This is a genomic window from Stieleria tagensis, from assembly GCF_024129865.1.
In the GTDB taxonomy this organism is placed as follows: domain Bacteria; phylum Planctomycetota; class Planctomycetia; order Pirellulales; family Pirellulaceae; genus Stieleria; species Stieleria tagensis.
This window is the reverse complement of record NZ_JAMYFE010000060.1, coordinates 38673-53207: the sequence shown is the minus strand read 5'-3', so window position 1 is coordinate 53207 and position 14535 is coordinate 38673. Positions and strand designations below refer to the sequence as shown.

At 56.9% G+C, this 14535-nt stretch carries 5 protein-coding genes; all 5 read right to left on the bottom strand.

The features are described from left to right. Positions 1-216 precede the first annotated feature (216 nt). On the bottom strand, positions 217-1608 hold the full coding sequence (locus NHH03_RS15195) for a DUF1501 domain-containing protein (RefSeq protein ID WP_253157532.1): 1392 nt from the start codon (positions 1606-1608) through the stop codon (positions 217-219). Positions 1609-1669: 61 nt separating this feature from the next. Next, positions 1670-4540 (bottom strand): PSD1 and planctomycete cytochrome C domain-containing protein, encoded by a 2871-nt coding sequence (locus NHH03_RS15190; protein WP_253157530.1) that lies wholly within the window; start codon positions 4538-4540, stop codon positions 1670-1672. A 474-nt stretch (positions 4541-5014) separates the two neighbouring features. Next, complete coding sequence (locus tag NHH03_RS15185; RefSeq protein ID WP_390895572.1) at positions 5015-6301, bottom strand: DUF1501 domain-containing protein; 1287 nt, start codon at positions 6299-6301, stop codon at positions 5015-5017. A gap of 85 nt (positions 6302-6386) precedes the next feature. Continuing rightward, a complete protein-coding gene (locus tag NHH03_RS15180) occupies positions 6387-10172 on the bottom strand; it encodes a DUF1553 domain-containing protein (protein ID WP_253157527.1) in 3786 nt (1261 codons plus the stop codon). Between the two features lie 355 nt (positions 10173-10527). Then, complete coding sequence (locus NHH03_RS15175; protein ID WP_253157524.1) at positions 10528-14193, bottom strand: alpha-L-fucosidase; 3666 nt, start codon at positions 14191-14193, stop codon at positions 10528-10530. Positions 14194-14535: the final 342 nt, after the last annotated feature.

Sequence of the window (14535 nt, the reverse complement as noted above, 5' to 3'; positions counted from 1 at the left end):
CCGCCCGCTTTGTCCTATTCTAGCGGGTTGCTGTGCGCCGACGTGGTCCCTCTTGTGCACCGGTTTCATCGTCCGCCACGTCGCTGGTCACACCTGACCAAACACCTCGGGCAAAGTTCTGACGATCGCCAATGTTGGATACCTCGCGGTAGAGGTCTTCTTGCCTGTCGTCGTAAGATTCCTCCCAGGCGGTCAGGGGAGTTTGCAATCCGGGTGTTACGCGATGACGTCATTGACGACGCGACCGGACAGATCAGTCAGGCGGTAGTCGCGCCCGGCATAACGGTAGGTCAATCGCTCGTGGTCAAAGCCCAACAGGTGTAGCATCGTGGCGTGTAGGTCATGCACCGAAACCGGATTCTCGACGGCTTTGAATCCAAACTCATCGGTCGCACCGTAGATCGTGCCTCCCTTGATGCCTCCACCGGCCATCCACAACGAGAATCCCCAGTGGTTATGATCGCGGCCCTGGCTGGCACCCGATCCGTTTTGCCCCATTTCCACTGAGGGTGTGCGTCCGAATTCGCCACTACACAAAATCAATGTCTTACTGAGCAAGCCGCGTTGCTTAAGATCTTTGATCAGGCCCGCGATACCTTGATCACACTGATTCGCGACACTGCGGTGGGAGTCCTTGATGTTGTCGTGACTGTCCCAAGGTTGGCCGGCGCCGTGCCAGACCTGGACGTATCGCACGCCGCGTTCGACCAACCGGCGGGCCAGTAGCAGTTGGCGATTTTGCGTCCCTTCGCCATACATTTTCAAGATATGTTCCGGTTCCTGGTTGGTATCGAAAGCGTCGGTGGCTTCCATCTGCATCCGGTACGCCAAGTCGAATGACTGAATCCGTGCTTCAAGCTCAGCTTCGTCGGGACGTTGGGCTAGATGCCTAGCATTGAGTGCCTGCAAGACTTCTAACTGAGCCAGTTGATCCGATTTTGATAAGCGTTCGTTGCGGATGTGACGAATCAGCTTTGTCGGATCGGAGTGGGCGGTGTCCACCAGTGTGCCCTGGTAGCTGCCGGGCAGGAACGCGGACCGCCAGTTGCCAGCGCCAGCTACCGGCAAGCCGCCCGGGCAGAGGGCGACGAATCCGGGTAGGTTCTGATTTTCGGTGCCCATACCCCAGGTTAACCACGATCCAAAACTTGGACGAACCAATCGGGAATGGCCAGTGTTCATCAGCATCAGCATCATTTCGTGGCTGGGCAATTCGGCGTACATCGAACGAATCACTGCCAAATCGTCTGCGCACTCGGCCACGCGCGGGAACAAGTCGCTAATCGGCATCCCGCATTCGCCGTGCTGTTTGAACTGAAACGGCGACGGCAGCGCCACCCCCGTTTTTCGTTCGGTTTGCAGGTTATCAAACGGCAGCATCTGACCGGCACGTCGGGTCAGTTCCGGTTTGGGGTCGAAGGTGTCTACCTGCGACATCCCGCCGTTGAGAAAAATGTGAATCACATGCTGGGCGCGAGCCGGGAAATGCGTTGCCGGCCCGGCGGTTGCCGACTGGCCGATCAGCATGTCGGCGAGCGCCAGCGATCCGACCCCCAAACCACAACGCCGCAGAAACTGTCGGCGAGGGAAGGTGAAGGAATTGTCCATGATAATTTTGCTCGTTGAAGGATCCATTCGCGATGGATGATTCGTTGAATCGGAAAGCCGGTCAATCCAAGAAAACAAACTCATTGGACGCCAGCATGGCATGTGCCAGCTGGGCCCATCGATTGGTGCCTACGACGCCAATATTGGCTGCTGCCTCGCTCGTGTCGCTGTTGGCCGTGTTTTCGACGGGCTGCGGACGAGTGACATAGGCGACTGCCAGGGCGCGTTCTTCCTGGTCGGGCTGGCGCAAATAAATTCGCCGGTACAACCAATCCACTCGGTCTTCATCCGCTGCGGTCGCGTCGATGGCTAGTTTGGCAACCGCGGCAGCCCGGTCTTGAATGAACGCGGAATTCAGAGCGTATAGCGTTTGCTGGGGAACCATTGTGTCGGGACGTTTGACCGTGCACGACGTCGGGTCCGCACCATCAAATGTGCTGGACAGATTGGAGATGATGTCGCGATTGATCAGTGCGTAAACGCTGCGGCGGGGGACCGCCGGATCGGTTTCCAGATCGAATGGTCGACCGCCGATGGTCGTCGTGTCCAATTCGCCTGAAACCGCCAGCAGCGCGTCCCGCATCGATTCCATTTCCAAGCGTTTACGCGGCATCCGCCACAGCAAGCGGTTTTCGGCATCACGCCCGCGATCATCGGGATCTTCGACGGAAGCCTGTCGGTACACGTCTGACAGCATGATCCGGCGATGCATCTTTTTGATCGACCAACCATCATCGGCAAACGCAGTTGCCAAATGATCGAGCAATTGGGGGTGCGTGGGCGGCGTTCCGCGAGTCCCCAGATCATCGGGCGTGCGGACCAGGCCCAATCCGAAATGATGTCGCCAAATCCAGTTCACGATCACGCGGCGGGTCAGCGGGTTCTGGGGATCAATGATGGCTTCGGCCAGACCGCGGCGGCGCTGTCCATCCGCAAAGGGCGTGGTGTCGTGTGGAGCCACCGCCGTCAGAAACCTTGCTTCGACCCGTTCGCCACGACTGGTCGGGTTGCCGCGGAGGAACACACGGGTTTCGGGCGGCGTTTTCGATTCGGCCAGCACCATGCCGCGCGGCGGTGAACCGGGTGAGTTCAGATGCAGGTCATGGATGGTCCCGCGCTTGCCCGAGAGTTTGTCTGAAACCGTGCGATTTAGCAGCTTGGCTGCCACGTCGTCTGGCACGTCGGTCGGGGTGCCGGCTTCGTACAGGTGTCGCCGCAACTGTTGATTGATCGAACTATTGATCTGGGCGTGTCGTGGATCTTCATCCGTGAAAATTTCTGCGTCCGGCGTCGCTTCCAGTGACGTTTCGTGCAATGCCGTGAGCCATCCAAGGTGTACGTCCGCGAATAGTTTGCCGTAGGCTTCCGCCAATTCGATCAGCGATGCCGGCTTGGCTTCCTCGAGCGTGCTGAGGACTCGTGGATTCCATTTCGGCGCCTCCACGCTCATGTTGTGCACATCTTTAAACTGCGCCGGATCGCCGTTCTCCGCTTTCAATGTCTGTGCCAGTTGTTCGCACACAGCTTGGAATTGATCCGCCGGGGTATCGCGCAGGCGGACCCAGGCAAAAAACACGGGATCTTGTTCGCTAAGCGTGTTCAAATAGAGACGCCAACGATGCAGTACGATGGGGCGCACATCATCGGTGCGATACGACAAGAACGCCGCCGAGAGGTCCTGTTCGGGCACACCCTTGGCCAAATCGGTTAAATACAAACCGACTTGGCTGCGCAAACGGTTTCGCATCACCTCCGTCTGGTCGCGGGCCATATCGCGATTGATCGTTTGCCGTTTTTCCAGTTGAAGTCGGTAGTCACGCAGCTGCTCGGTCAGCGTTGGTTCGCCCAACACTGGCAAATCGCTCGGCGACTCGCTGCTGGAAAGGGTCGCGTACAGAGCGTAGTAATCGGTGGTGGGGATTTCGTCGAACTTGTGATCATGACAGCGGGCACAGGCGACCGTCACACCCATCAGTCCACGCGTGACCACGTCGATCTGGTCGTCGATCAAATCATGCACGCTGCGAAACTGCATACCGACCGTCAGGAATCCCAGCGCTGCCAGGGCGGGATCGTTGGTAGGCAATTCCAGTTGATCGGCCGCCAGTTGTTGCAGAACAAATTCGTTGTAGGGCAGGTCTGCGTTGAAGGCGCCGATCACATAGTCGCGATAGGTGTACGAAAACGGAAATCGCGTGAAGCCAATAGCTGAACCACCGTGTGTGTCGGCATAGCGAGCGATGTCTAACCAGTGTCGCCCCCAACGTTCGCCGTAACGAGGCGACTGGAGTAGTCGGTCGACAACCTTTGCGAAGGCGTCATTGTCCTCTTTGGCGTCGTTGACGAACGCGTCAACTTCTGCGGGCGAAGGGGGCAGGCCGACCAAGTCAAAGCTTGCTCGCCGAATCAGCCGTCGGCGGTCCAGTCGCGGGGCAAGTGTCAGTCCATTTTTCTCCAGCGCTGCAACGATAAAACGATCGATATCGGTGGACGCAGGGCCGGAGGGCTTGGGGACATCGGGATTGCGAACTGGTTGATAAGACCAATGTCCCTCGAACTCCGCGCCCTCGGCGATCCATCGTCGCAGGACATCGATCTCCTTTGCCGAGGGCCGTTTTTGCATTTCCGGGGGCGGCATCCGCATGTCAGGATCCTCGGTCGTCAACCGCACGATCATTTCGCTGGTATCGGGGTCGCCAATCACGATCGCGGATGCCGTGCTATGGTCAGCGATGTCCAGCCGCAAGTCGGCTTGGCGATGCTGTTCGTCCGGACCATGGCACTGCACACAGTACTCCGCCAGGATCGGTCGCACGTCGCTGCTAAAGCTGATGTCATTCGCCGTGGTCCGCGATCCGCAGAAGGCGGCCAAGCATAGCGAAACCAAAATTCGGGTCGCCGCGCAGCAGATGGGAACTCGGCAAGTTGTCATCGAACGCCTCATCTACTTCCAGTGCGATTAATGGCCGGGGGTGGGACCCGCAACCTTTTCGCCGAACGAGGAATTATGGTGGGAGCGAGAGCTTCTGCTGGCGGGACGCGCCGCACGACTATTCAACTTCGCCCAGCGGACAGGTTGAATGAGTCCTGCGGCCAATTGAACGCGACCGGTTGGGCAGTCTCGGCGATGGGGTGGGAGCGATATTCTAGCAGCGTCCCCGATGCCTTGCACGCTCTGCCGAGCATCACTACGGAATGCGATTTCCCATTAGCAGACTTAAGTCAGCGGAGCGTTTGCTTACAAAACTCCTAAGTCGCTTGATTGGGAGTGCCCCATGGAATCCTCAGCCACGGGCCCCTGTCTACAGCAACCTGTCTACAGCAAATAGATTAGGACGACGCACAATAGCGGTGGCGTATCGCTGTTGAAGTGGCTGATTCAAATCGTTCAGCATCTCGCACCGTTCTAGGAAAATAATCTGGCAATTGGGGTTCCCTGGTCGGTGACGGGAACCGGCCGGTCTCCCGCGTACAGGTGCTTGGTGTAGTCGACGCCGACGCAACCACAGATCGTCGCAAAGAAATCGGGCACGCTGACCGGATCGGCAACGATATTTTTGGACAACTCGTCGGTTTCCCCCCATGCCCCGCAATGGGCCAAACCACCGCCGGCCAGGACACAGCTGAAAGTCGAACCCTGATGACCGCGTCCACCACCGCTGTCGAATTCCGGCGGTCGGCCGAATTCGCTGGTGATCACGATCAGCGTTTTGTCCAGCAAATTTTTGTCCTCGAGATCAGCGATCAAGGTCGATACGGCGGTGTCCATTTCTTCGATCAACTTGTGCTGGTTAACGATGCCACTGTTGTGAACGTCCCAACCCGAACCGTTCAGGAAGTTCAGGTTGTGGCTGACTTCGATAAACCGCACGCCACGTTCGACCAATCGTCGACTCAGCAGGCAGCGTTGTCCAAATTCGCCCCCGTAACGATTGCGTAGTTCATCTGGTTCACCGTCAAGGTGGAAGACGCGATTGAACTCAGGACCACTTAGCTTCATGCTCTGCTGGATTGCGGCTTCGTAGTCGACCAATTCGGGCACGGCAGTGGATTCGGCGTTGTTGCGCAGCGATGCGAGGAATCGCTCGCGTCGGCTCTGACGTTGTGGTGTGATGATGTCGGGGCGAGACAGTCCAGCGGGGCCGCGCCCAGTTTCGGTCAGGTACAGGTAGCCGTATTTCGCTCCTAGAAAGCCCGGGCCGCGCGTCACATTGGGATAACCGATCAGAACGTAGGGCGGCGCGTCCGCGTTGGCCGGTCCGCGCTGGTGCACGATCAGCGAGCCGAGCGAGGGATACGTCACGGTTCCGCTGATCGCGCGGCCGGTATGCATGCGATTGGTGGCGGCGGCATGTTCGTCGATCACGCCATGATTCACCGTCCGCACGGCGGTCACGCGGTCCATCACTTTGGCCATCGAGGACAGGTGCTGGCAGACCTGAACGCCATCCACCACGGTGTCGATCGAATCATAATACGAACCTGGTTTTTTGGCTTTGGGATCACCTTTCACTTTGGGGTCAAACGTATCGATCTGTCCCATGCCGCCACCGAGCCAGATTGAAATCACGTGTTCTGCTTTGCCTTGCAGCAACGCTTGCGGTGCGCTGCCTCGAGCGATCGGCGCGACACTCAGTGCACCGGCGGCCGCCATGCCGCTAGCCAAAAACTGTCGTCGGGTGGAATCGTGCATGGCTCGCCTATGATTCGTGGAGTAGAAAATACGGTGGGGGTGGAAAGGGGCAATCTCGGCGACGCGAGCACAAGGAACAGGGGGATCAGGGAATCCAGACGAACTCTCGATGGTTTACCAAGCTCCAAACGATATCTTCGTAGACTTCACGCCACTCGGGCCGCAATCGTGGATCGACAGCTGGGCCACGGCGCACTCTGCGCTGCCACTGTTCCTGAATGTCGTTGGCTTCGGGCACCAAGTGGTTGGACCAGGTGGATTGAGGCAGCGGTGGCAAGGCGTTTGGCCGCTGCACTTGGTCGGGGGAGACCGTCCGAGATTCGAAGCCGTCAGCCAAAGCCGGGATCAGGTCCGACCGTTCCTGTTCGCTGGGATAGCGCGTCAAGAACCGCAGGAACAACGAGTCTAACAGAACCTTGGGCGATACGGCCTCGAGAGCCAATTCGGCCAACTGGCTATGGTCGGCCGCGCGGGTCAGCGACATCGAAAGCGTACCGTTGGCCAGGATGCCCGGCTGCAACAGATTCGGATCGGTTTCACGCTCCGCGATGGGTTGCTGTCGGGTACCGGTCCAACCAAAAGCCTCCAGCACGTCGGCGATCGGTTGAGCTCGTGGCAGGGACAAACTGGGGCGGTCGCGTTCATTATTGAGCCCGGCAAACATCCAGGATCGCTGGGGGACGCCCAAGCTCTGCCGCTTGGCAATCGGTTCGGCCCCGTCGTGCACGAACGTCAGTTCACCCGTCTCCATGTGACGGCCCGACGCGGCAAACAACGAATCGACAATCTGTTCCGCCGCGAGGCGCCGCGGGTCCGGTGCGTTGAAGAATCGTTGCCGGGCGGCCGCCCGTTGATTGCGACCAATCGCTTGGCGTTGGTAGACCTGCGAAGTCATGATTTGTTGCAAAACATGCCGCGGATCGTAATTGTGGGAAACCAACTGGTCGGCCAACCATTGCAGCAGTTCCGGGTGGCTGGGGGTCTTGCCTTCCCAGTCATTCACCGGCTGAACGATACCAGCCCCCAGTAAGCGGTTCCATAAACGGTTGACGATCACTTGAGCAAAGCGATGGTTATCGGGCGCGGTGATCAGAGCCGCCAACCGTTCGCGTGAGTCCTTGGGGTCGCGCATCAGAGTGTCGATATGGGGGCCGTCCTCGACGCCGGTGAACGATGCGAATGGCCACTTGGGTAACACTTGCACGTCCGGTTTTAACGTGACTCGGATCAATGACTCGCGGCCGATGCCTTCAAAGAATGCATCCGGAACGCGGCTGGTCTTAGGGGGCGTTAGCGATTTTCGGTTCAACATTGCTGCCACCGAATACAGGTCTTCTTGAGTCGTGCTGTGGTAGGGCGAATCGTGACAACGGGCACACTGCAGTTCGATGCCCAAGAAGGCCGAGGCCACGATGTGCCCTTTTGCCGCCATCGGCGAATCGTTCTCCCCAGCCATCGCGAATCCGGCACTCCCGCCTTCGTGAGCACTGCCGCGCATCAGCAATAATTCCGTCACCATGCGGTCAAGCGATTTGCCGTCCCGCAGCGATTCGTACAAAAACCATCGAAAGGGACCGGTCGAGTTGAGCGATTGATTCAAGAGCGTGGGGTTTTCGGCCAACAAGTCCATCCAGAAACTGACCCAGTGGTCCGCATACCGTTCGTCCTGCAACAACTGGGTGACCAGTTTGCTGCGTTTGTCGGAATCATCGCTGGCCAAAAATTCGCGTGCTTCATCGGCACTGGGGCCGACGCCCACGGAGTCCAGATAGACGCGGCGCAGGAACGATGCGTCATCGACGACCGGAGCCAATGCAACCGCATCCGATGCAAGTGGTGGATTCGGCCACACGGCACCTTCTTTCACCCAAGTTTCCAGGGTGGCAATCTGCTTTTCCGTCAACCCGTCGTCGGTCGGTGGCATCTCGCCGGTACGAATGCGGACAATCAATTCGCTGGCGTCCGGATCACCCGGCACAACGGCCGGCAATTCGGACTCGCCCATTGCCAACGCGTGCTCGCGGGTATTGAGCCGCAGACCGCCCTGTTCTTTTTCACCATGGCAGCGGAAACACTGTTCGCGCAGGATCGGCAGGACTTCGTTGTGGAACTGGGCGGTGGTCGCTTCGTCGGTCTTGGCAGCTTGGCTGATCGCTTGCGAGATCTTTTCAGTTACAAACCGATCGATGGGATGTGAGTCGGAAACGGTGGCGGGTGATTTCTCAGGCGTGACGGTTTCCCGAGCAAGTTCGTGCCGTTGCTGCCAGAAGACGTCTTGCGAGGCGGCGGCTGTGCGGCGCGTTTGGTCTTCGAACGCGATCAGATCGGATTCGAATTGACGCACGGCCCGTTCGATCGAATCGTCCGACAGCATTAACGGCGACGACATGTCAGGCTGCAGTACAAACAGCGACCCTTCGCTATTGGGTTGGATCGCCACGCAGACTTCGCCGGATTCCGTGCGGTCGCCGTTGCCACCCACCATGACTTCCAAAACCACGCGTGCGGTACGCGGACCGTTTTGTTCCGACGCTTGGGTTTGTTCAGCCGCTGGGATTTCAATCGATGTGAAGGTTTCCTGTTGCGGGAACGGCAACAGGCGGGCGCCGGGCACCAGCGGATCGGGAATCGGCACGATCGGTTCGAGATTTCCGCCTCGGCTGCGAACCGTCTTGGTACGGGCCACCGGTTTGCCATCTATCCACAACCGACTGAGTGATCGGGCGCGCACAAGAAAATGATGCTCGCTGGATGGCAATTCAATGTCGCCGGCGATTCGCAGCAACAGAGGTGCCTTCCAGCTTGAGCGAATGCCCCAGTCGTCGTAACGCAACGGAATCCGTGGCAACAGAAACGAATCACCCAGCCAGCGAATTGATTCTGCGGGCCAAGATTCACTTTCATGCAGCCAACGATCTCCTGCGGGCATACTTTCGCTGATCTGAAACAGCACGCGACCAGCGGGAATCTCACCCAGATCGGGCATCACTTCCGGTGCAAGTTTTACCACGCGCTCGTCGCCCATGCGGTTGAACCGAGCGGACAGCGTCTTGTCGTCCAGCACCGAGCGATGAATCGCAACGGCATCAAGCATTCCCGCAAACCGATTGCCGATGCGGATTTCGTCATCATCGACGACGGGCGGTTCTGTTGTCGGGCCGCCCATGTCCCACGTGCCGTCGGTCGGATTGCCGTTGACCCAGCCGCGAATGGATTCTGGTTTTCCAAATTCGTACGTCAACGCGAGATGATGCCACCCGGTTGCGGCGGGAAAACCAAGCGTTGATGTCCAGCGATGCCAGTGCTTGTCACCGCTGGAGAGCTTCGATGCGAACAGAAAGTTGACACGGGCTTCCCCATTTTTGCCCATGATCCGCAATGCCCAGTTCTGGTTGTCGCGAGCAACCTTTGGCGATCCCGTTCGCCCCTTGCCGACAATGTACTGCGCCTGGCCGTCGCGCACGCTGGTCGGATTGACCCATGCTTCCAGCGTGATCGCATCGCCATTGGTGAAATCAAATTCGCTGTCAAACCCGGTGTCGGCCAGGGATAGGTAGGCACCGGAATCGAGCTTCACGGCAGTGTTATTTGCCGGCATGTCGGGAAACTCCGGTGGACGAGGCCCCGCCTGATCCCGTTGCACGTTGCCACTGGCGAATAGCGGTGTCGTCTCTTCAGCCCCAAAGTCCCAGCGAGCAACTTCATCAGAATTGTTGGCATCCTGAGCAATCGTTGGCGTGAGACCGCAGGTAAATAGAATTGCGAGCACTGAGCCAGCAGCGATCGCTCCGGTCCACACCTGGCGAGACGTCGATCGCGTGATGCCCGATGCGAGCGCGTTCGATTGGGTTGGTTGGCGGCCGATACTCATGACGCAACTATCTCCGTAAACGCTCGGTCTTCGTTCTGGTTGATTTGTTTGGGAGGGGCTTTCAATTTCATGCAAATGTTGTTGGTGGTGATTCGCCCGTGTCTCGATCAGCACGCTTCCATCGTGATTGCCCATTTCATTTCAAGTCCGGCAGTCCGGCGAGAGACACGTCCCAAATGAAAAGCTTTTCCACTGATACGCCAGTAGCATACCAAGGTCGGACAAGTTGATCCCGATTGCCAGTCCGCGGAAATTGATGATCTGCTTCTAAAAAGTATGACTGAGCGCATCGATCTGATCAGCAGCGGGTGATTGGAATTGGTTTCCTCTCTGGCGGCTTCTGAAGAGACCAGCCCTAATTGACGAGCTGTTTGTGTTTACGGTTCTTCGCTGGCTCACTACTACTTGCTGGCGAATCCGTGCTGCCTCTGGTATTCAAGCCATCGTCGGGTTGCCCGGATAAACGATACGGATCGAAGTGATCGCGCATCTCGTCCAGCAGAATCTGTTCCATTTCCTTGAGCTTCCCAGCATAGGCTGGATCACTCGCGAGATTGATTTGCTTCGGATTTGGCGTGTAGCCGGTTAACGCAATGACTTTCGGATCGTGGTGTTCGGCCAACAGTTCCTCTGGGTTTTCGGCCAGGTTGAAAAGCTGGGTTTCACTCACGCCGTCTTCCACCGATTCGCAGCGAATCAGTTTCCAATCGCCTTTTTTGACGCAACGCATTCCAGGTTTTGCACCACCGCAATACGCGCCATAGAGCACCTCACGGACCGTATCCTTCTTCCCTTCGAGAACCGACCTAAAACTAATGCCTTCGCTTGTCTTCGGCGTTTCAATCCCAGCGAGGTCGCACAAGGTTGCGAGCGTGTCGAGATGGTAGATATTACCCACCGCACGGGATCCTGGCTTGATGCCGGGGCCCTTCACGATGTAGGGGACACGGAAGGTGTGCTCGTAGAGATTCTGTTTGCCCTGCAGTCCGTGCCGACCGATCGCCATTCCGTGGTCGGACGTGTAGAAGATATAGGTGTTTTCCAGTTCGCCCATCTGCTTCAGCTTTGCTAAAACTGCGCCGATCTGAATGTCGATGTTTTCACTGCATGCAAACTCGCGACCCAACTCGTTGCGAATGGTGCGCTCATCACGGTTGGTCCAGACTCCGCTGACGTTTACCTCATCGCGCACGTTCATGTCCGAATTGTTGAACGGGTGCTTTGGGAGATAGTTGTGCGGAAGTTTGGGCTGTTTTGGATTAGCCGGAGGGAGACTTCTTTTATCTCGATGGTTCACCGCACCATATTTGGCGAGAAGCTCAGGCTTGCCATCCCGAGTATCGTGAGGATGCGAAAAACCAAAATAGATCAAAAATGGATCTTGGTCGTTGGATGACTCGCGTTGGTCGAGATAGTTGAGCACCTGTTTCGCGTGCCATGCGCTGCCGCTCTCATCCGTGCCACCTCGCTTGGTGGAATCATGAACGACCGTGAACTTCGCATTCGCAGCGGCGTAACTATTTCCTTTCTTGCAGGTTCGCATGGTGTCATACCCCGCGGCGTTGAAAACCGCTGCCATGGTGTGATCCGCAAGGTTCGGTGGGACATGTTTCGGATCCGCGGCGATCGGATTGCGAGCTAAATTGGGTTTGTCCGGAACATGCCAAAGCGTGCGTCCGGACATGATCATATGGCGTGACGGAGTGCACACGCCGCCACACCAAGCTCCCATCTGATGAGCACCATCCAGCACCAATCCCTCGGCGGCCAAGCGATCAATGACTGGCGTGTCGAGCGCCGATTTCGGATCGTAGATTTTAAGATCAAAGGGGGCTTGGTCATCGGCAACAATGTACAGAATGTTCGGTCGCTTCGCCGCAGGAACCAACTCCACGGCCAGTTCTTGGAAGGCCGTTTTTTCGCCGATTTCTGTGATAGGAGAAACGTCCCAGACGATCCAGCGGAACTGCCCGATCGACTGCCCCTCGAGCGCGCGTAACGATGCCGCAGTGAAACTCGCTTTCTTGGTACCGGTCGTATCAATCGTGCAGATCGAAGTGAAGTTAGATAAATCCCAGCCAGGGTCAGTGGCCGAATCGCTACCGTACAGTGTGAGTTTCTGAGGGCCACGAAATCCTTTCATGTTAAACGACCAACTCGTGATGGCGGCAATCGATTGTACGCTGCCCAGATCCATTTTATAGGCACCGTTGTGAATTGCGTTTCCAAAAATCGGGCCAAAGCTCTCGCTTAGTTTGCCATCAACCAACGTCTCGATTTTTTCGTGCCCGGTCTTCCTATTGGCCATCACCGTTTTTCCAGACGCGGGTGGAACAGGCAATTTTGCAAACCCATTCGCGGCGAAAGCAGTTTCGACTTCGATCATTGTTCCGTTCGGGGCAGGGATCTCACTGAACGCGCTTTCCACGCTCCCTTCGAGATCAACCGCTTTCGTGCCCTTCAAGGCTTCGGTCGCGTCTTTCTGAATCACATTCGGAACATGCTGTTCACGATCGGTGACGATTTCAAATGACCAGGCAATTTGACTGGAACCCAAATCAGCCGGCGGCTTGATCTGCAATCCGGCAGGCGTCATTTTCCAGCTTACATCCGAATCAGCGCCGAGAAGTGTCACCGATTTTACTTGTTCGGCGTTCCAGCCTGCCGTGCCCGTGATAACAAATGGCGAGGAAGGCTGTTGCAGCTTAATCGCGTAAAGTTTTTTACCTTTGGTGGTGAATGCAAGACGCTCGTTTTTCTGATCGGACATCTTCCAGTAGCGGGTTCCATAGATCGCTTCTCCGTTAATCCGCAACCAGTCGCCCATTGCGTGCAGACGTTCCAGTTGGGGAGGGGCAATCGATCCGTCGGCCATCGGCCCGATGTTAACCAGGAAATTTCCGTTGCGGCTAATCACCTCGATCATTTCATGAATGACACTGTTAATGCTCTTGTATTGATCGCCCTGCAAATACCCAAACGAGGTGCCAAAGGTGGTGCAACTCTGCCATTTGGGGCCGATCACATTGAGTTTTAGATTGTCTTTTTCGAGACAACCCACCCCGTCCGGCCAGTTACGATTCTTCCCTTTGTTATTCACATAAACTTCCGCTCCACGGGCGGCGCCATCGTTCATGAAATCGGTGATCATGCCTCGGACCTGATCATCGAAATACTTGATCTCCGGTTTCATCATTCCCATGCGAACGTGATTGCCATCGCGGGTGTAGATGGGAAAGTCATCCATCCACAGCATGTCGGGCTGGTACTTTTCCTGGATTTCTTTCCAACGCGCCACATAGTTGTCCACATAAGCTTTGCTGTAGCTGAATTCTGGACCGTATAGCATCCGCGCCTCAGGGTCACGGCGGATTTCCTCGACAATATCTGGGCGCGGCTCGCCGTGCACGACATACGGCTCTATCGCAAAAAATCCGGTGTGACGTTCGCGGTGATAGGAGGGGGCATATTTCAAACCCTTGGCTCGCAGCGCTTTGCCGAGATCGCCGACCAGGTCGCGTTTCGGTCCCTTATCCACCGCATTCCATGGCGTCAGGTCCGAATCCCAGTTGGCCCAACCGTCATGATGTTCCGCCGTGAACACCACATACTTTGCGCCCACTTCAGCAAACAACGCAGCCCAATCGTCCGGGTTCCAATTCTCCGCCTTGAACTCAGGAATGATGTCCTTGTAGCCGAACTCCGGTGGATGAGCACCCCAGCGTTGTTTCAGATAGGGGTAATAGTGCGTAGGATCTGCATAGATCATCTTTGGCACATGTTCCGCATAACCGCGCCCGCCCTTGCGATAACCAATTGCGCTGTAGGGGCCCCAATGAATGAAGATGCCGACCTTGCCGTCGTCGAACCAAGCCGGCACTGGCATCTTTTGCAACGACTCCCAGCTTCCGTCGTACGGGGGCGATGGTGTCTCAGCCCGAGCCAATGAGGCGGACAATGTCAAAGCAACAAAAGCACTGGCCAAGATCTTCATGAGGACTTTGATTTCAACGTTCTTCAATTTAGTTTCTTTCGTTGGTTCGTGGTTGGCGGAGTTTCCTGTCCAGCTTAGGGCTGAACTGCAGTGCTGTCCAAACTCTGGAACGCGTGTTATCGCAGTTTAGCTGCCGATTCTGGCCAAAAGTGACATTCGCGGACAAAGAAACGAAAACGGCAGAAGCCAAATCAGATCATGAATTTGCTGCAAGAAGACGAGGCGATCATGGCCACTGGAAAGACTGCAGCAGGGGCGACCAGGAACTTCAGGTCAGTGAAGCGCCTGCGCGACGAGTGCTTGCGAGCGAAGAATTCCGCATCGTTCAATCGCGCACCGGATGTTCGCGACCGACAATTGGTCCCGCGA

Excerpts from the sequence above, each read along its gene's own strand:
- NHH03_RS15195 (WP_253157532.1), bottom strand. The coding sequence starts at position 1,608 with ATGGACAATTCCTTCACCTTCCCTCGCCGACAGTTTCTGCGGCGTTGT.
- NHH03_RS15190 (WP_253157530.1), bottom strand. The coding sequence starts at position 4,540 with ATGACAACTTGCCGAGTTCCCATCTGCTGCGCGGCGACCCGAATTTTG.
- NHH03_RS15185 (WP_390895572.1), bottom strand. The coding sequence starts at position 6,301 with ATGCACGATTCCACCCGACGACAGTTTTTGGCTAGCGGCATGGCGGCC.
- NHH03_RS15180 (WP_253157527.1), bottom strand. The coding sequence starts at position 10,172 with ATGAGTATCGGCCGCCAACCAACCCAATCGAACGCGCTCGCATCGGGC.